This is a genomic window from Pseudomonas sp. 2,4-D, from assembly GCF_030418155.1.
Classification (GTDB): domain Bacteria; phylum Pseudomonadota; class Gammaproteobacteria; order Pseudomonadales; family Pseudomonadaceae; genus Aquipseudomonas; species Aquipseudomonas alloputida.
Genome location: NZ_JAUHUI010000008.1, coordinates 71166 through 88592, shown reverse-complemented (window position 1 = coordinate 88592; position 17427 = coordinate 71166). Strand labels below are relative to the sequence as shown.

The following is a 17427-nucleotide window of genomic DNA, read 5'->3' as shown; positions in this document are numbered from 1 at the left end:
ATCGCACACAACACTGGACTGGGCCTTCTCTACGATGCAGATCAACGACACGCTCAAGCCCAACGAGGTCGCTCTGCTCTACCAGTCTCACCATGCCTGGTTGCGTGGCTGGTTACGCAGCCGGGTCGGTTGCAGTGAACATGCCGCAGACCTGGCCCAGGATACCTTCGTGCGGTTGTTGCGCGCCCGCCAGGTGTCACCGCTCAAAGAACCCCGTGCCTACCTCAGCAGCATCGCCCGTGGCTTGATGATCGACCAGTTCCGACGCCGCGCGCTGGAGCGGGCCTATCAGGAGAGCCTGGCTCACCTGCCCGAAGCAGAAGTGCCCAGCGAAGAGGATAAGCTTGTCCTCCTCGATAGCCTGGAACGCCTCAACCGCGCCTTGCAGCAGTTGAAACCGCGCGTCCGCCAAGCGTTCCTGCTGGCCCAGCTAGACGGTTTGAGCATCGTGCAGGTTGCCCAACGTCTAGGAGTGTCCAGGGCCACTGTTGAGCGCGACCTGGCCAAAGCCTTGGGCGCCTGCTACCGGTTGCGCTATGCCGATGCCTGATGGTACGCCCGCACAGGCGCAGGTCGATCAGGCCATCGACTGGCTGGTGAAGCTGCGTTTCGATACCCCCAGCCCGCGCACCGAGCAGCAGTTTCAACACTGGCTGGCCAGCCACCCACACAACCGCCTGGCCTGGCAGCGGGTCAGTAATCTGGGTGATGAACTGGCCGGGCTGCCCAAGGACCTGAGCCGGCGCACCCTGGACGCTAGCCAGCACCCAAAAGCCAGCCGCAGGGACCACCTGAAGTTGCTGGGGCTGTTGGCCGTCGGCGGCAGCCTGGGCTGGGCCGCGCGCGAACCGCTGGGCCTGCCACAACTGCTGGCCGACACCAGCACTGCCACAGGCGAACGGCGTCAATGGCAAGGCAGTGACGGCAGTCGTCTGCAGCTCAACACTGCCAGTGCCATCGACTTGCACTACAGCGCGGAACAACGCCAGCTGAAACTGATCCATGGCGAGGTCAGCCTGGACAGCAACCCCAACGACAACCGCCCATTCCACGTCGCCACCCCTGTCGGCCCGCTGACCACCTTCGATGGCCAGCTGTTGCTGCGCGAAAACAGCCAGGGCCTGCTGCTGTCGGTGCGGCGTGGTGAAGTCACGCTGTTCCCTGCCTCGGCGTCAGCGAGGCAGGTGCTGCCCGGTGAAACCTTGCAAATCACAGCCGAAGGCAGCATTCAGGCCAGAGCACTGCACAACGACCCCTGGGGTTGGACCGAAGGTGTACTCAGCGTGCAGCAGATGCCGCTTGCCGAGTTTGCCAGCGAACTCGGCCGCTACCGACCGGGCCTGTTGCGCTGCGCTCCAGAAGTGGCGGGCTTGAAGGTTTCCGGCACCTATCAGTTGGCTGACACTGGGCAAATCCTGCAACTGCTCACCCGCAGCCTGCCCGTGCGGGTCGAGTACAGAACGCGCTACTGGGTAAGCATCGGCGCGGCGTAAAGGGATATCACTGCGCCACAGCCCGCATCCGCCCACGGCGCCGGTATGACTGCCTGGCAAAGCACACGAACAGCCCGGCCATCAGTGCCAGCGCCATGGGTAAACCGTGGGGCGCGACATTCATGGCCGCCCCACTGACCAACGGCCCGACCAGGCTGCCTACGCCCCAGAGCAAGCCCACGCTGGCGTTGGCAGTGACCAGGTCCTGGCCCTTGAAGCGCTGCCCGATCAGCACCAGCGCCAAGGTATAGATCCCCCCCGCCACCGCGCCCAGTACCACCAGCAGCGGCCACAGCAGCCAGGTCAGATTCAGCAGCCAAGGCAAACCGATGCCGATCACCATCGCCACCAGCCCGCACGCCAGGTGCAGCCCTGTGCGCTCAACCCGATCGGCCAACCAGCCCAGCGGCAGCTGGAAAAGCATGTCGCCGGCAAACACCACCGTCACCATCAACGCCGCCACGCCAACGGCAAAGCCATGGCTGGTGGCGTACACCGGCAGCAGCGACAGCACCACGGCATCGAAGAACGAGAAGAACAGCACCGCCATGCACAACGCCGGTGCCACCCGGAAGAACCCGGCCAGGCCGAAGCTTTTTTCGCCCTCTTCGTGCTCGACATGGTCGTTGGGCACAGTCAGCACAATGCACAGCAACGCCAGCCCATAACAGACCGTGACAACACCCGTGATCCACGGGCTATCGGCGCCCAGCACTGCCAGCATGGCCGGGCCCAGCACCTGAAAGCCCGTAAAGCTGGTGGCGTACAGGGCCATGATCTTGCCGCGGTTATGTTCGGGGCACAGTTCGTTGACCCACGACTCGCCGAGGATGATGGCGATCCCCATGCCAAGCCCCAGGCCCAGGCGCAGCAACGCCAGCAGCCACAACGAGCCGAACGCGGACTCGAGCAAGGCGATGCTGACCGTGCACAGGCTGAAACACAGCAGATAGATAGTACGCCGGGTGAGATGGCGGCAGCAGACGTCGACCAGAAAAGCCGAGAGCATCATGCCGGCGGCAGGGATGGCCGAGATGATGCCGATTTCCAGGGTGCTCGCCCCCGCTTCATGCAGGCGCAACGACACCAGCGGCAAGCTGGCCCCCAAACTGAAACCCACGACAGAAACGGCGAACAACAGGCCCGCCAATAAACGCATGTTCATGTACCACTCCTGGCAAACCGAAAAGACGTGCAGAAACAGACGCGCACGCCAGAACGGCGAGCGACGCTAAAGCGCAGATCAGTTCAGGCGAGGTGTGGCGAGAAGGTGAAGGCAAACAGCACGCTGCGGCGGCGCTTGAGCACCGTGTCACTCGGCCATGCACGACGCAGCGCCTGAAGGGCAGGCTGGCGGGCGTGTGGGAGGGACTGGGTACGGCGCATTGCTTTGGCTACTACGCAGGTGATTGAAAAAAGAGGCGGCACTCTAGCCACCTCCAGGGGGCTAGTCAATTGCCCGGGGGCCGCTGTCAGGCCCCCGGCGCGTTCAGCGTTTACCTGTACTTGGCAGGAACACCGCCAACAACCCGAACAATGGCAGGAACGAACACAACCCATACACATATTCGATACCACGCAGGTCCGCTACGTACCCCAACAGCGCAGCGCCAATGCCGCCAAAACCGAACATCAGGCCGAAGAAGATCCCGGCAATCATGCCCACGCTGCCCGGCACCAGTTCCTGCGCATACACAACGATCGCGGAAAACGCCGAAGCCAGGATAAAGCCGATCACCACGCTCAGCACCGTGGTCCAGAACAAGTCGGCATACGGCAGCGCCAGCGTGAACGGCGCCACGCCCAGTATCGAAAACCAGATAACAGCCTTGCGTCCGATACGGTCACCGATCGGCCCGCCAAAAAAGGTGCCCGCCGCCACCGCGCCGAGGAACAGGAACAGGTGCAGCTGCGAGCTGGCCACCGACACACCGAACTTCTCGATCAGGTAGAAGGTAAAGTAGCTGGTGAAGCTGGCCATGTAGAAGTACTTGGAGAACACCAGCAAGCCCAGCACGATCAGCGCCGCGATTACCCGATTGCGCGAAATGCCGTGGGTGGCCTGAACTGCCTTGCGCGCCTTGGCCTGATTGAGGTGTTCCTTGTACCAGCCGCGCAGCATCAGGGTAACGCCGAGGAAGAACAGCCCGGCCAGGCCGAACCAGGCCACATGGGTCTGACCGAACGGTATGACGATGGCCGCTGCCAGCAGCGGGCCCAGAGCAGAGCCGGTGTTGCCACCGACCTGGAAGGTCGATTGGGCCAGGCCGAAGCGCCCGCCCGAGGCCAGCCGTGCAATACGCGAGGTTTCCGGGTGGAAGGTCGACGAGCCAATGCCCACCAGCGCCGACGCCAGCAGGATCATCGGGAAACTGCCAACGAAGGCCAGCATCACAATCCCCACCAATGTGCACAGGGTGCCTAGCGGCAACAGATTCGGCGTGGGCCGGCGGTCGGTGAAGAAGCCAACCCAAGGCTGCAACAGCGAGGCGGTGATCTGGAACGTGAGCGTGATCATGCCGATCTGGGCGAAGCTCAGGTCGTAGTTAGCCTTGAGCATCGGGTAAATCGCCGGCAGCACCGACTGGATCAGGTCGTTGATCAAGTGCGCCAAGGCGCAGAAACCGATGATACGCATAACCATCGGCGAGGCTTGGCTTGCCGCTGCCGGGTTGGATGCGGTGGAGGCACTACTGGTGGCCATTTGCCTAAATCTCCGTCCTCTGGTTTGGGATCCGATTATCAGGAATCAAATAGATACATAGCTACCTTTTTTATCCCCCTGTCGCCGCGTACTTGAAAATGGTTCTCAATATAATTAGCATCTTCTGCCAATGACTCCCGTCATCGTTAGGCCAAACGGCCCCTATCGTGAGCAGACCGCCCCCATGAGCCCGATGTCCGCCAAGCAGCTGCAGCCCGATCCGCAACAGGAAGCGCTGGCGTGGTTTTCGTTGCTGCGCCAGCCCGGTTGCGACGAAACCCAGCGCCAGGCATTTGCGGCCTGGTGTCAGGTACAAGAGAACGCCCACGCCTACGCCGAGCTGGAGACGTTCTGGCAACAGCTGCAACCCGCACCTGCCCGCCCTCGCCCACGGCATGTCACTGTCCGTCGCAGTCACCTGGGTAAATGGTTGGCGCTTGCGTTTTTGCTAGGGTTGGGTGCTGCTGCTTACCTGTACTGGCCGCTGATGCAGCGTCTGGCCAGCGAGCTGCACACCGATGTGGGAGAGCGCCGCAGCATACGCTTGGCGGATGGCACGACATTGAACCTGGACAGCGCCAGCGCGATGAACGTCGACCTGCGCGGCCGCACCCGCCAACTGCACCTGGTGCAGGGCCAGGTGCATCTGGAAGTCGTGCTCGACGGGCGCGCCATGGACGTGGAAGTGGGCAACGCACGCATCCAGGTATACGGCACTCGCTTGCAGATAGCCCGCCATGCAGGGCGCGACGAACTCGTGGTATTCAGTGGCAAGGCCATGGTCACCCAGGGGGGTGAGCAGCGGATGGTCTCGGCGGGTGAGCGGGTAACCTTCGATGACACACGCATCGACCCGGTGCGTAAGGCTGATCTGAAAACCGCTGACAGTTGGCGCAATGGCCGCCTGAAAGCCACAGACATGCCATTGAGGCAGGTGCTGGAGCGCCTTGCCGGTTACCAAGGGCAGCGTCTGTGGATGATGGATGAACAAGTGGCTCATCGCCGTGTAAGCGGCGACTTCAACCTCGACCAGCCTGGCCAAAGCCTGCAATCCTTGGCTGCAGCCCAGCAGTTGCAGTTGCTGGGCGTGCTCGGGCACTGGCTTGTGGTGCGCTGAAACCGGGGCTGGCCGCTAAGTTTTTGAAAGCGTGCAAATTTTTTTTGAAATGAGTGTTGACAGAGGGGGCGTTCAAGAGAATAATGCGCGCCATCGGCTACATAGCTCAGTTGGTTAGAGCATAGCATTCATAATGCTGGGGTCCGGGGTTCAAGTCCCTGTGTAGCCACCAAACAAGACAAAGGGCTTACCGCAAGGTAAGCCCTTTTTCTTTGCCTGCGAAAAAGTTGCTGATGCCCGCGCCAACCAATCCCGCAGCAGCCGGGAGCCGAATCACAGGTTTCGGCGCAGCTATCGTCGCCTCAACGTATTCCGGTCACCGCCACAGCCAGGCCAAGCCCGATCAATGCCAGACCAATGGCCCGGTCCACCAGCACTTGCCGCTCGATCATCGCCCTGCGCAATGCCGTACTGGAGAAAAATACCGCCACCAGGCTGAACCATAGCCAAGGGGCAACGGACATGAACGCACCGTAGGCGAAGTTCAGCGCCAGCGGGCTGCCAGGCTGCACCACCTGGGTGAAGGCACTGATGACAAACAACATGGTCTTGGGGTTTAGGGCGTTGGTCAAAAAGCCGGTGCGCAGCGCTTGCAGTACGCTGGCAGCAGACTGGCCAACCCCGTCCAGGCTGATGCGTCGGGTGTTGGTCAATGACTTGTACCCGAGGTAGATCAGGTAGCCCGCACCCAGCACCTTCATGACGAAGAACAGCGTCGGGCTCTGGCTGATGATCACGGCAATGCCCAACACCGTGTACAACACATGCACCTGCACCCCCAGGGCGATGCCCACAGCAGCAGCCAGCCCGGCCTTGCGCCCCTGCGCATAACTGCTGCGGGTGACCATGGCGAAGTCCGCGCCGGGGCTGATGACGGCGAGCAGGGTGAACAGGGCGACGGCGATGAGTTCGGTCATGCTGAGGGCTCTCGATAGGCGATGGAAATGCACAGACCGCCGATTATCAAGCGCTTACAGATGCGGAAAAATCGATTTATGCTGAGATGAATCTGATAGTTTTACTCACAGATATGTACAGCCTGCCTTGGCCTCTTCGCAGGTAAACCCGCTCCTACAGGGAAATATGTGGCCATGTAGGAGCGGGTTTACCCGCGAAGAGGCCGGCACAGCTGAACAGGGATATCATGAAACTGCCGCCACTCAACGCCTTCCGCTACTTCGACATTGCCGCCCAGACCGAAAGCTTCGTGCGTGCCGCCGAACATTTGCACGTCACTCACGGCGCGGTCAGCCGCCAAATACGCCTGCTGGAAGAAAGCCTTGGCGTGGAACTGTTCGAGCGCCGCAACCGGGCCATTTTCCTCACCCCCGCCGGTCGTGCCCTGCAAAGCACCACCCAGGCGATCTTCGAACAACTCGAAGGTGCTGTGCAGCGCCTGCAGCAACAAGCTCGCGACAATGTGCTGGTGCTGTCTTGCGAGCCGACCATTGCCATGCGCTGGCTGATACCGCGCCTGCCGCGCTTCCATGCCACCCACCCCGACCTTCAGTTGCACCTGGTAGCCGCAGGCGGCCCGCTGGACTTCGCCCGCAGCGGTGTCGACCTGGCAATTCGCCGCGACGACTTCCACTGGGACAACCAGCTGTACAGCCAGAAAATCTGCGATGAATGGATCGGCCCGGTGTGCCACCCCGCCGCCAGCGCCAGACTCGATGGCCAACGGCTGCTGCACAGCGCCACCCGGCCTGCTGCCTGGCCCACCTGGCTGCGCCTGAGCGGCCAGCAGGCGCGGCACTGCGAACGCAGCGACTACGAACATTTCTACCTGTCGATTCAGGCCGCCAGCGCCGGACTGGGCCTGGCCATTGCCTCAGCCCTGATGGTGCGCGACGAACTCGACAGCGGGCAGCTGCAGGCGCCGTTCGGTTTTGTGTGCGATGGCTCGGCCTACCACCTGCTCAGCCCGCAGCCTCTGGCCGACAGCGGCAAGCGCCAGCGCTTCGCCGGGTGGATAATGGACGAATGCCGGGAGTGCCTGGCTCATTTGGGGTTGATACAGAACGACGCCCCCGCACCGCCATCACCACCCCAGGTGCGATAACCGGCGGTATCCAAATGGATACGGCCTGATGGGTAGCGGCCCAGCCCCATGTTCCAGGCTTGGCCGTGCTGCTGCCAGAAACGGCACAGCGGATTGGGGTCGGCCCAGGCCGGCAGCAGTATATCGACGGCGAACGCGCGGGTATGCGCACTGTTGGCCGCCCCGCCCGCGCAGGCGTTCAGGCGCGGCTCACGGTAAGCCGAAACCACCTCGAACTGGCGCAGGATGCCTTGATCGTCGAGTGCCTTGATCAACGCGAGGGTCGAGCGCACAGCGGCCCAATTGCCGGGGGGCGGTACGGCGAAAGGCGATGCGTTGCACAGTTTCCAGTCCGATGCCGAGCGCAGCAACTGGTGAATTGGCACTACACCGTAAAGCCGGGCATCTACCAGCATTTCACGGAAGGGGCGGGTTTGATGATCACCCGCCCACTGGGCGAACATCCACACGTCACGCTCGTCAGCGTGAGCAGCGCTTGCGCTACACAGGCTTGCTGCCAAAAGCAGTTTTCTCATTCTTTATCCGTCCCTGCCGAGAACAAAGCCTGCGCGCCCGGGTACGCCCCTGCATAGTCAGTCTTCGAACAGGGTACAGGCCATCACCAGGGCGTCTTCACGGCCGCCGGCGATCGGATAATAGTCGCGGCGGCGGCCAATTTCGTTGAAACCGTAACGTTCATATAAACGATAGGCCGACTGGTTGCTGGCGCGCACTTCCAGAAAGCATTCGCGGCCATTGAGCTGATAGGCCCGGGCCATCAGGTGTTGGAGCAGCCGCAATCCCAGGCCGCAGCCTTGGTTTTCCGGCTTTACGGTGATGTTGAGCAGGTGCGCTTCATCGATGATCACGTTGATCACCCCATGGCCCACTTGCTGCTGGCCATCGAACATCAGCCAGACTTCGTACGACTTGAGCGCATCCTGAAAGATTCCACGGGTCCAGGGGTGACTGAATGCGGCATATTCGATCTTAAGTACGGCATCCAGATCCGCCTCGGTCATCGGGCGGAAGCTGATCGAGTCACTCATTCAACGCTCTTCCAGCGCGCCATCAGCTGGCGCATGGCTTTCCAGACGTCCGCCTTGCGTTGCGGCTCGTCCATCAACAGTTCAAGGCCCGGCAATGCCCAGGCGTCGCCCAGGCCGTCGAGCGTCAGGGTTTGGTAATAGGCGTCGGCATCGGCATTGGCGGCAAAACGCAGTGCCGGCAGGCCGACCAGCCACAGACAGGTACACGGTGCGTCTTCCAGGCGCGCCTGAACGAAGCCCTGGACGAAATCGCGCGCAGCCTCCGGCCCCTGGTCCATGTTGCCGCGCACCAGCAGTGGCCAGCGTACCGGCTCGCCGATGATCTGCGGGGCGTCGGGCAGGCCGGCAGCGCGCAGCATGTCCTTGAGTAGCAGATAGGAGGGATCGCGGCTCTGGAACGGCTGACCGGTGGCCAGCTCAACCAGCAGCAGGCAACTGCCGGCGCGCAACAACTGCAGCGAGAAGCGCGGTGGCGGCACCGGCGCCGGGCGCGGAGCAGCGAGCTGCTCTTGTGCCTCGGCGGGCTTGACGGCGGGTTTAGGCACACTGCCCGGGCGCGGGATCTCGATTTTTGGCCGCTCGCCGGAGCGGGCCTGGGGGGTGACGGGCGTTTCGTTGGCTGCCGATGCCGGCCTGACCTCGAAATCGATGTCCTCGACCGGCGCCACCGGCAGCAGCAGCTCGGGCCGTGACGGTGCGGCGAACGGCAGCTCGGCGCGCGGCAGCCAGTGCACCACTTGCATGGCGGAAAGGTAGGCGCGGCGACGGGGTTCGGTCAGCAAGGGGCGGATATCCGAGGGGGTGAACGCAATTGGGCATTCTAACGTGTACGCCGTGTTTTTTGCAGCGCCTATCAGACCGAGCGCCGTCACATGAACAACGCCCTGCACCTGCACATCCCATGGTTATCTCTCATTACAGACCAAGGGGTAAAAACCACCCCCGCGAATGCAGTACAATCGCCCCCTTTTTCTTGGCAACGAGTCGAAGCCAATGATCGAACCCAAGCGCGTCCTGCGCGCCCTAGCCGAACACTGGGCCCTGATCGAGCCGCTGTGCGAGCGTTTCGACCAGGGCACCCTGAGCCTGGTCGAACTGCGCCAGCATGTGGCCCGCCAGCAGCTCGAAAGCACCCCGCAGGACATCACCCAGCTACTCGACGTGTGGATCCGCCTGGATATCCTGGTGCCGGTGGCCAAGAGCCCGAACCGTTTCGAGCTCAACGCACAGATCCACGACTTCCTCGCCTACCTGCGCCGCGAACACCGGCTGGGCCTGTGCCTGGAGATCGAAGCCTACTTGCGCCACCTGGAGCGCCTGGCCGGGCACATCCAGGATGCCTTCGACAACCGCGACAGCGACGACCTGGCACGCCAGTTGCGCCTGCTCGACATGCGCGTGCGCGATGTGCTGAAAAAGCTCGACAACGACGAGCAGGCACTGGTGGCCGTGGCCGAACGGGCCAAGACCAGCAATCGCCAGATTCCGCTGCGCCAGCGTTATGCCGAAGTGCTGGCCACCTGGGACGAATACGTCGAGCCGATGATTCAGCTGGTCAACGCCGACGGCGCCTTCGAGCAGGGTGTACGCAAGGTCGAGACCGTGTTGCTGAAACTGCTGGGCGAACAAGCGCGCCTGGGCCACCTGGTCGACGACGACATGCTGCTGCGCACCCACGCGCGCATTCTGGAAATGCAGACCAGCGCCCAGTTGACCCTGCGCCACGCCCGCGAACTGCTGCTACCGCTGCGCGAAGAAGCCCGCCGGCACAACGCCGTGACCCGCGGCGCCGCACTGGCCCTGTCGGTGATCCGGCGCAAGGGCATCGATGCCGTACCGCAGGCGGCCATGCCGATGTTCACCCGCCCGCAAAGCACCTTCCTTGGCAGTGCCAGCCAGGTCGAGGCCTACGTTTACGCACTGGCCCGCTTCGAGCCCAAACCGGCGCGCTTCCCCAAAGCCCACAAGACCCAGTCCGGCGCCCTGCCCCGTGCCCCGCGCACGGTCAAGGAAATGGCCGAACGCTGCGAACAGGCCCTGCCACTGCCCGACTTGATGGTCTGGCTGCTGGAGCAGGAGCCCGAAGGCGCCACCGACGAGCTGTTGTACTGGTTCTCGCGCCTGTCGCGGGAAAAGCGCTTCAAGCGCGAACGCCTCGACCGCCGCGAATACACCACTCAGGAACACTTGGTCAGCCTGCATTCGTTCGCCCTGACCTCCAGCCGCGAAGACGCCCCTAGCGCGCCTACCGAACCCAACGCGAGCCCAGCCCATGCATCTTGATCTTTCCGAACTGTCCCAGCTCGCGCCGATCTTCCGCGAGCTGTTCAAAGGCTTCCATGTCAGCCGGCGCGACCCTGAGCTGTACGCCCAGCTGTCGAACTTCCAGGACCAGTACCGCACCCTGTTCAAGGCCTTGGGCTTCGAACTGGTGTGCGATACCCGTGGTTTCTACTACTTCGTACCGGACATGACCGCCGCGCAGGTCAACAAGACCGCGCAGCGCCTGTCGCTGTTCACCTTCATCCTGGTTGAGCACCTTGCTGACCAAGGCCGCGACCCGATGGCCGTGCTCGATGGCGGCAGCATCGGTCGCGACGAACTGCCCTCGCTGCTGGACAAGTACCGCGACCTGTTCCTGCAGGCCGAAGTGCAGACCGTGGACGAGCTGGAAGAAAAAATCCTGCGGCGCATGACCCAGCTCGGCTTCGCCCATGAGGAAGGCGGCATCTACCGCTTCCTGCCGCCCATGCACCGCTTCCTCGATGTGTGCCTCTCGGTGCAGCAGGACCGCGACCTGGCCGCCACCCTGCACAGCGCCCTGCCGCTGCCAACCCCGGTACTGGTCGAGGAAGAAAGCGCCGAAGAACTCAACCGTACCGACGACCCGCTCGACCTCACGCCTTTCCAGGGCGAGGAAAGCGAAGAGGACGCCTTGGCCCGGGCCATCCGCGAAGAGCAACAGGAGATTGACGCATGAGCCAGGAACGCTACGGCATCCGCCGCTTCGCACTGCTCAACACCGCCGGCTACAGCCTTGGCCTGTTCCCGCTGGAGCACCCGCTGTCGGTATACGGCGCCAACAACCTAGGTAAATCGGCGTCGATCAACGCCCTGCAGTTCCCGATCCTGGCACGCATGTCGGACATGAGCTTCGGCAAGTACAGCCTTGAGCAGTCGCGCCGCTTCTACTTCGCCAGCGACACGTCGTACATTCTTTGCGAACTGAGCCTGCCCCACGGCCCGCACGTGATCGGTGTGGTCGGACGCGGCCCGGGTGGCGGTTTCGGCCACCAGTTCTTCGCCTACAAAGGCGAACTGGACCTGGCCCACTACCAGAAGAACGACACCTGCCTGCGTCAGAAAGAGCTGTTCACCAACCTTGAGCGCCTGGGGATCAAGGCTTACGAGCTGAAGCCGGACGAACTGCGCCGGCTGCTGGTGGGCGGACACACTTCGGTGCCGCTGGACCTGACCATGATCCCGCTGCGCTCCACCAGCGAGCAAAGCCTGAAAACCTTCCGCGCGCTGTTCATCAACCTGCTGCACATGCGTGAGATCACCGCCGCCAAGCTCAAGCAGCTGTTCCTCGACGCCTTCGAGCACAGCCTGCGCTCGGGCAGCGTCGACTACATCGCTGCGTGCGAGGAAGCCTTCCGCGACGTACGCCGCATGGAGCAGGACTACAACGCCCTGGTCGCTGCCGGCCCGCTGGTCGAGGCCCTGGCTGGTGGCGTGGCCCAGCGCGACATCCTGCGTGGCAAGCTGCACCGCATTTCGCCTGTGCTCGACACCCTGCTGGGCACCTGGCAGGAATACGCCATGGCGCGCAAGGAAGAGCTGGTCATCCAGTCCGAGCATTACCGTGGCGAGCAGGACCGCCTGCAGAACGACCAGCGTGGCGGCACCCAGGAGCTGATGCGCCTGGAGCGTGAAATTACCGGTATCCAGCGCTGGCTAGGCGAGCTTTCGGTGCTCAAGCACCGCTTTGCGCTGGTCGATGACGTCAAGGTACTGGAGCAGCAACTGCTGGCGGCCAAAGACGCCCACGACGAGCTGGCCGGCGCGCTGGCCCAGTCACGGCAGTTCAGTGCCGAAGACCTCGACGAGCGCGTACGCGACCTGGAAAAACGCCTGAAGCAGGTCAAGCAGCAGCTGGATCACGCTGACAACAACAGCTATGCCCGCCTGCGCGAAGAGTTCTCGCAGCAGGACGTCGACCGCCTGATGCGCCTGTTCAACGGCGCGCTGTTCAGCCTGCCGCTGGGCGAGCGCGGCATCGAGCTGGACGACAGCGACCTGTGGGTAAAATCGCTGGAAGCGGTGCTCGACGGCTTCAAGGGCGAGCGCTTCGAGGCCCCAGGCCTGGCCATCGACCTGACCCACATCGACCCACCGGCCCTGCAGGCCCTGGCCGACCGCGCCGCCCTGCGCGACCAGAAAGAGCGCCTGGAAAAAGAACTCAAGCAGCTCAAGACCCAGCAGGCCGTGGCCGCCGACCGCTCCGCGTCCAAAGCGCAGACCGAAACCCTGTACCAGGAAGTGCTGGACGCGCAGAAGGCGCTGGAAGACTTCCGCCGTAGCCAAACCCTCGCCGCCGAAGAACCCGAGAAGCTGGAACAGCTCTCGCAGCTGGAAGCGGCCCAGGACGAACTCAAGCGCTCCAGCGACGCCTTCACTGAGCGCGTCCAGCAGCTGTCAGCCAAGTTGCAACTGGTCGGCCGCCAGCTCGGCGACCTCGAGTCCAAGCAGCGCACCCTGGAAGACGCCCTGCGCCGTCGCCAGCTGCTGCCGGCCGACCTGCCCTACGGCACGCCTTACATGGAAGCCATCGACGACTCGATGGACAACCTGCTGCCGCTGCTCAATGACTACCAGGACAGCTGGCAAGGCCTGCAGCGGGTGGACAACCAGATCGAGGCGCTGTACGCCCAGGTGCGCCTCAAAGGCGTTGCCAAGTTCGACAGCGAAGACGACATGGAACGTCGCCTGCAACTGCTGGTAAACGCCTACGCGCACCGTACCGACGAAGCCCTGACCTTGGCCAAGGCACGCCGCGCTGCGGTCACCGACATCGCCCGAACCCTGCGCAACATCCGCAGCGACTACGACAGCCTCGAGCACCAGCTGGCCCTGTTCAACCGCGAGATCAACAAGCGCCAGGTGTCCAACCTGGAAAGCTTCCGCGTGGTACTGGCGCCGAACAAGGAAGCGCTCAAGCACATCGACCAGATTATCCACAGTGCCGGCCAGTACGAAGAAGGCGAAACCCTGTCGGTCTTCGACCTGACCCAGAGTGCCGATCAGGACAACAAGAACGAAGAGGCCAAGGAGTACCTGGCACGGCTGGTGGCGGCCAACCACAACCAGCTGGGCCTGAAGGACCTGTTCGAGCTGGCGTTCGAGATCACCAAGGTCAATGGCCAGCCGATCATCCACGCCGACATCGACGGTGCGGCGTCCAACGGCACCACCATGACCATCAAGGCGCTGACCAACATGTACCTGTTGCTGCACCTGATGGACCGTGACCTGGCCGGGCGCATTCGCCTGCCGTACTACCTGGACGAAGCGGCAGACATCGACGAACGCAACCAGGCGGCACTGCTGGAGACCAGCCAGCAACTGGGCTTCGTACCGATCCTGGCGAGTGTGAAACCACAGGTATCGGCGCACGTTGCGATCGACCTGGAAGGTGGCAGCGGGCCGAACGGCATCTACATCGACGAGGCGGACTGGAAGTTCATCAGCCGGCTGGATGAAGTGAAGGCGGTTGTGCGTGAGGATCAGGCCGAGGAGCTGGCCTGAGATAGCCGGGGCCGCGTTGCGGCCCATTCGCGGGTAAACCCGCTCCTACGGCGGCCTGTGTCCAACCACCGATGCGTATGTAGGAGCGGGTTTACCCGCGAATACGGTGGCGGCGGCAACGGTGAACGGCGGGTGGAAATTGGCCAGCAGGTCCGGCCCTTTCGCGGGTGAACCCGCTCCTACGACGACCTGCGCCCAACCACCGATGCGTATGTAGGAGCGGGCTATCAATGAGCCCAAGGCAGGATCGGAATGGCAGTCACCGCATTCTGCGGGCTGCCTTCGATCATGCGGTCGCTGTACACCAGGTACACCAGCGTATTGCGCTTCTTGTCGAGAAAGCGCACCACCTGCATGGTCTTGAACACCAGCGAGGTGCGTTCCTTGAACACTTCCTCGCCATCCTTGAGCTCACCCTTGAAGTTGATCGGCCCGACCTGACGACAGGCAATCGATGCCTCCGCCCGGTCCTCGGCCAGCCCCAAGCCCCCCTTCACCCCGCCAGTCTTGGCCCGGGACAGGTAGCACGTCACGCCCTCTACCTTAGGGTCGTCGAAGGCCTCGACCACAATGCGGTCGTTCGGCCCGACGAACTTGAACACGGTGGACACCTGGCCGACCTCTTCGGCGCCGGCCAACATCGGCAGCACGCACGCTGCCACAGCGATTACGTTCTTCAGCAGGCTCATACCAGCACCAGGTTGTCGCGGTGTACAAGTTCCGGCTCGGCGCTGTAGCCAAGGATCGACTCGATGGCTTCGGACGACTGACCAATGATCTTCTGCGCCTCCAGGGCGCTGTAGTTGGCCAGGCCGCGAGCCACTTCAACACCGTCCGGGCCGACGCACACCACCATCTCGCCACGACGGAAGCTGCCCTGCACAGTCTTCACGCCAACCGGCAGCAAGCTCTTGTTGGCCTGACGCAGCGCTTGCACGGCACCAGCATCCAGCACCAGGGTGCCACGGGTTTGCAGGTGACCGGCCAACCACTGCTTGCGCGCCGCGAGCATGCCGCGCTCAGGGGACAGCAAAGTGCCCAGGCGCTCGCCCGCCTTCAGGCGGTCCAGCACGCGCTCGATGCGGCCACCGATAATGATGGTGTGGGCACCGGAACGGGCAGCCAGGCGCGCCGCACGCAGCTTGGTCTGCATGCCGCCACGACCCAGGGCACCACCGGTACCACCGGCCACGGCATCCAGTGAAGGGTCGTCGGCGCGGGCTTCGTAGATCAACTGCGCTTCGGGGTTGTTGCGCGGGTCGGCATCGAACATACCATCGCGGTCGGTGAGGATCACCAGCAGGTCGGCCTCGACCAGGTTGGCCACCAGCGCCGCCAGGGTGTCATTGTCGCCGAAGCGGATCTCGTCGGTGACCACGGTGTCGTTTTCGTTGATCACCGGCACCACGCCCAGATCGACCAAGGTGCGCAGGGTGCTGCGGGCATTCAGGTAACGCTTGCGGTCGGACAGGTCGTCATGGGTCAGCAGGATCTGCGCGGTGTGCTTCCCGTGCTCCCCGAAGCTCGACTCCCAAGCCTGCACCAGGCGCATCTGGCCGAGCGAGGCAGCCGCCTGCAGCTCGTTCATCGCGCTCGGTCGCTTGGTCCAGCCCAGCTGGCTCATGCCGGCAGCCACGGCCCCGGAGGAGACCAGTACCAACTCCACGCCTGCCTCACGCAGCGCGACCATCTGCTCGACCCAAACGGCCATTGCACCGCGGTCGAGGCCCTTGCCATCGGCGGTCAGCAGAGCACTGCCAATCTTAACGACCCAGCGCTTGGCGCCCGTCACCTTGCTTCGCATCTTCTTCCAACCTATGTCGAATCTGTAGATACCGTGGATACAAAAACGCCGCTCCAGAGAGCGGCGTTTAGTGTACTGCAACCGATCAGTCGCGCACGTAAATGATTTCCGGACCGTCTTCGTCGTCCTCGAAATCATCGTCCCAACCGTCATCGTCGCCGATGTCATGCACGCTCTTGACGCCGGTACGACGCAGGGTACGGGCGTCGTCCAGGGCCTGCAGCTGGGCACGGGCTTCGTCTTCGATGCGCTGGTCGAGGTCGGCCAGCTCTTCGGCGTAGGCCGGGTCGTTGGCCAGGCGGTCGGCGCGGTCTTCGAGGTAGCGCATCAGGTCGTGGCTGAGCTTGTCGGTGCCCTGCTTGGAAATAGCCGAGATCACGTAGACCGGGCCTTCCCACTCCAGACGATCGATCACTTCCTGCACACGCTCGTCACGCTCGTCGTCCATGACCATATCGGCCTTGTTCAGCACCAGCCAGCGCTCACGCTCGGCCAGCGACGGGCTGAAGCGGGTCAGCTCGTTGACGATGACTTCGGCGGCATCGGCCGGGCTGCTTTCGTCCAGCGGCGCGATGTCCACCAGGTGCAGCAGCACGCGCGTACGCGCCAGGTGCTTGAGGAAGCGGATACCCAGACCGGCACCTTCAGAGGCGCCTTCGATCAGGCCGGGGATGTCGGCGATGACAAAGCTCTTCCAGCGGTCAACGCTGACCACACCCAGGTTTGGCACCAGAGTAGTGAACGGGTAGTCGGCAACTTTCGGCTTGGCAGCCGAGACCGAACGGATGAAGGTACTCTTGCCGGCGTTCGGCAAGCCCAGCAGGCCGACGTCGGCCAACACCTTCATTTCCATCTTCAGGTCACGCTGCTCACCCGGTTTGCCTGGGGTGGTCTGGCGCGGCGCACGGTTGGTGCTCGACTTGAAACGGGTGTTGCCCAGCCCGTGCCAGCCACCTTGCGCGACCATCAGCTTCTGGCCGGGGGTAACCAGGTCACCGATCACTTCCTGTGTGGAAGCATCGATCACGGTGGTGCCGACCGGCACACGCAGGAACAGGTCTTCACCCTTCTTGCCGGTGCAGTCGGTGCTCCCGCCGTTGGAGCCACGCTGGGCTTCATGGTGACGGGTGTAGCGGTAGTCGACCAGGGTGTTCAGGTTTTCGTCGGCAATCATGTACACCGAGCCGCCGTCACCACCGTCACCGCCGTTAGGGCCGCCGTTCTCGATGAACTTCTCGCGACGGAAGCTCATGCAACCGTTGCCACCGTCACCGGCCTTGACCCGAATGGATACTTCGTCAACAAACTTCATTAAAACCGCCTCTCGTCGGCAGACGAGCTGAATGACTCAAAAACATGAGGCTCTTGCAAAAATGAGCGCGGCGGCCCCGTACGACCGTAGAAACCAACG

17 protein-coding genes and 1 tRNA gene are annotated in these 17427 nt (G+C 63.1%); 8 read left to right on the top strand and 10 right to left on the bottom strand.

Annotation, left to right across the window (positions count from 1 at the left end; all coding sequences use genetic code 11):
* The first annotated feature begins 34 nt into the window (after positions 1 to 34).
* Both QYE47_RS08680 and QYE47_RS08675 read left to right on the top strand, forming a co-directional pair.
* Entirely contained in the window at positions 35 to 550 is a 516-nt protein-coding gene (locus QYE47_RS08680) for a sigma-70 family RNA polymerase sigma factor (RefSeq protein WP_070383437.1), read from the top strand.
* Positions 537 to 1493 (top strand): FecR domain-containing protein, encoded by a 957-nt coding sequence (locus QYE47_RS08675; RefSeq protein WP_019437910.1) that lies wholly within the window; start codon positions 537 to 539, stop codon positions 1491 to 1493. Before QYE47_RS08680 ends, QYE47_RS08675 begins: the two co-directional genes overlap by 14 nt.
* A 7-nt stretch (positions 1494 to 1500) precedes the next feature.
* On the opposite strand, the gene QYE47_RS08670 is transcribed toward QYE47_RS08675, so the two are convergent.
* The 3 genes from QYE47_RS08670 to QYE47_RS08660 all read right to left on the bottom strand — a co-directional run bounded on the left by QYE47_RS08670 (position 1501) and on the right by QYE47_RS08660 (position 4197).
* The gene (locus QYE47_RS08670; protein ID WP_014589641.1) at positions 1501 to 2658 is read right to left on the bottom strand and encodes an MFS transporter; all 1158 of its coding nucleotides are present in this window, start codon (positions 2656 to 2658) and stop codon (positions 1501 to 1503) included.
* Between the two features lie 83 nt (positions 2659 to 2741).
* A complete protein-coding gene (locus tag QYE47_RS08665; RefSeq protein ID WP_019437911.1) occupies positions 2742 to 2879 on the bottom strand; it encodes a hypothetical protein in 138 nt (45 codons plus the stop codon).
* 103 nt (positions 2880 to 2982) lie between these two features.
* Positions 2983 to 4197 (bottom strand): MFS transporter, encoded by a 1215-nt coding sequence (locus QYE47_RS08660; RefSeq protein WP_014589640.1) that lies wholly within the window; start codon positions 4195 to 4197, stop codon positions 2983 to 2985.
* Positions 4198 to 4390: 193 nt separating this feature from the next.
* Between QYE47_RS08660 and QYE47_RS08655 the strand changes: the two genes are divergently transcribed.
* Positions 4391 to 5314, top strand: a complete 924-nt coding sequence (locus QYE47_RS08655) for a FecR domain-containing protein (protein ID WP_014589639.1) — start codon at positions 4391 to 4393, stop codon at positions 5312 to 5314.
* Positions 5315 to 5409: 95 nt separating this feature from the next.
* Positions 5410 to 5486: transfer RNA gene (locus tag QYE47_RS08650), tRNA-Met, on the top strand.
* A 130-nt stretch (positions 5487 to 5616) separates the two neighbouring features.
* Here QYE47_RS08650 and QYE47_RS08645 read toward each other — a convergent pair.
* Positions 5617 to 6231, bottom strand: coding sequence for a LysE family translocator (locus tag QYE47_RS08645; RefSeq protein WP_070383436.1), 615 nt, complete (start codon positions 6229 to 6231; stop codon positions 5617 to 5619).
* A 227-nt stretch (positions 6232 to 6458) separates the two neighbouring features.
* On the opposite strand from QYE47_RS08645, the gene QYE47_RS08640 reads away from it, so the two are divergent.
* The gene (locus tag QYE47_RS08640) at positions 6459 to 7376 is read left to right on the top strand and encodes a LysR substrate-binding domain-containing protein (protein ID WP_014589637.1); all 918 of its coding nucleotides are present in this window, start codon (positions 6459 to 6461) and stop codon (positions 7374 to 7376) included.
* Here the strand turns inward: QYE47_RS08640 and QYE47_RS08635 are convergent.
* From QYE47_RS08635 to QYE47_RS08625, 3 genes are read right to left on the bottom strand one after another with little or no spacing between them, the layout of a single operon-like run.
* On the bottom strand, positions 7316 to 7891 hold the full coding sequence (locus QYE47_RS08635) for a D-Ala-D-Ala carboxypeptidase family metallohydrolase (RefSeq protein WP_026031858.1): 576 nt from the start codon (positions 7889 to 7891) through the stop codon (positions 7316 to 7318). The two genes, QYE47_RS08640 and QYE47_RS08635, sit on opposite strands and share 61 nt — an antisense overlap.
* A 57-nt stretch (positions 7892 to 7948) precedes the next feature.
* Entirely contained in the window at positions 7949 to 8404 is a 456-nt protein-coding gene (gene rimI / locus QYE47_RS08630) for a ribosomal protein S18-alanine N-acetyltransferase (protein ID WP_014589636.1), read from the bottom strand.
* Positions 8401 to 9186 (bottom strand): hypothetical protein, encoded by a 786-nt coding sequence (locus QYE47_RS08625; protein ID WP_026031859.1) that lies wholly within the window; start codon positions 9184 to 9186, stop codon positions 8401 to 8403. The genes rimI and QYE47_RS08625 overlap by 4 nt, the downstream gene beginning before the upstream one ends.
* Before the next feature lie 211 nt (positions 9187 to 9397).
* Here QYE47_RS08625 and mksB point away from each other — a divergent pair, with 211 nt between their 5' ends.
* The 3 genes from mksB to mksF are packed head-to-tail and all read left to right on the top strand — an operon-like array spanning position 9398 to position 14212.
* On the top strand, positions 9398 to 10687 hold the full coding sequence (mksB, locus tag QYE47_RS08620; protein WP_003247449.1) for an Mks condensin complex protein MksB: 1290 nt from the start codon (positions 9398 to 9400) through the stop codon (positions 10685 to 10687).
* Positions 10677 to 11384, top strand: coding sequence for an Mks condensin complex protein MksE (gene mksE / locus QYE47_RS08615; protein ID WP_003247452.1), 708 nt, complete (start codon positions 10677 to 10679; stop codon positions 11382 to 11384). Before mksB ends, mksE begins: the two co-directional genes overlap by 11 nt.
* Positions 11381 to 14212, top strand: coding sequence for an Mks condensin complex protein MksF (mksF, locus tag QYE47_RS08610; RefSeq protein WP_014589634.1), 2832 nt, complete (start codon positions 11381 to 11383; stop codon positions 14210 to 14212). Before mksE ends, mksF begins: the two co-directional genes overlap by 4 nt.
* 227 nt (positions 14213 to 14439) lie before the next feature.
* On the opposite strand, the gene QYE47_RS08605 is transcribed toward mksF, so the two are convergent.
* The 3 genes from QYE47_RS08605 to cgtA all read right to left on the bottom strand — a co-directional run bounded on the left by QYE47_RS08605 (position 14440) and on the right by cgtA (position 17328).
* A complete protein-coding gene (locus QYE47_RS08605) occupies positions 14440 to 14901 on the bottom strand; it encodes a CreA family protein (RefSeq protein WP_010951941.1) in 462 nt (153 codons plus the stop codon).
* Complete coding sequence (proB, locus tag QYE47_RS08600) at positions 14898 to 16016, bottom strand: glutamate 5-kinase (RefSeq protein ID WP_003247458.1); 1119 nt, start codon at positions 16014 to 16016, stop codon at positions 14898 to 14900. Before proB ends, QYE47_RS08605 begins: the two co-directional genes overlap by 4 nt.
* 85 nt (positions 16017 to 16101) lie before the next feature.
* Positions 16102 to 17328 carry an Obg family GTPase CgtA gene (gene cgtA / locus QYE47_RS08595; RefSeq protein ID WP_003247460.1) on the bottom strand — a complete coding sequence of 409 codons (1227 nt, stop codon included), beginning with the start codon at positions 17326 to 17328 and terminating at the stop codon, positions 16102 to 16104.
* Between the last annotated feature and the right edge of the window lie 99 nt (positions 17329 to 17427).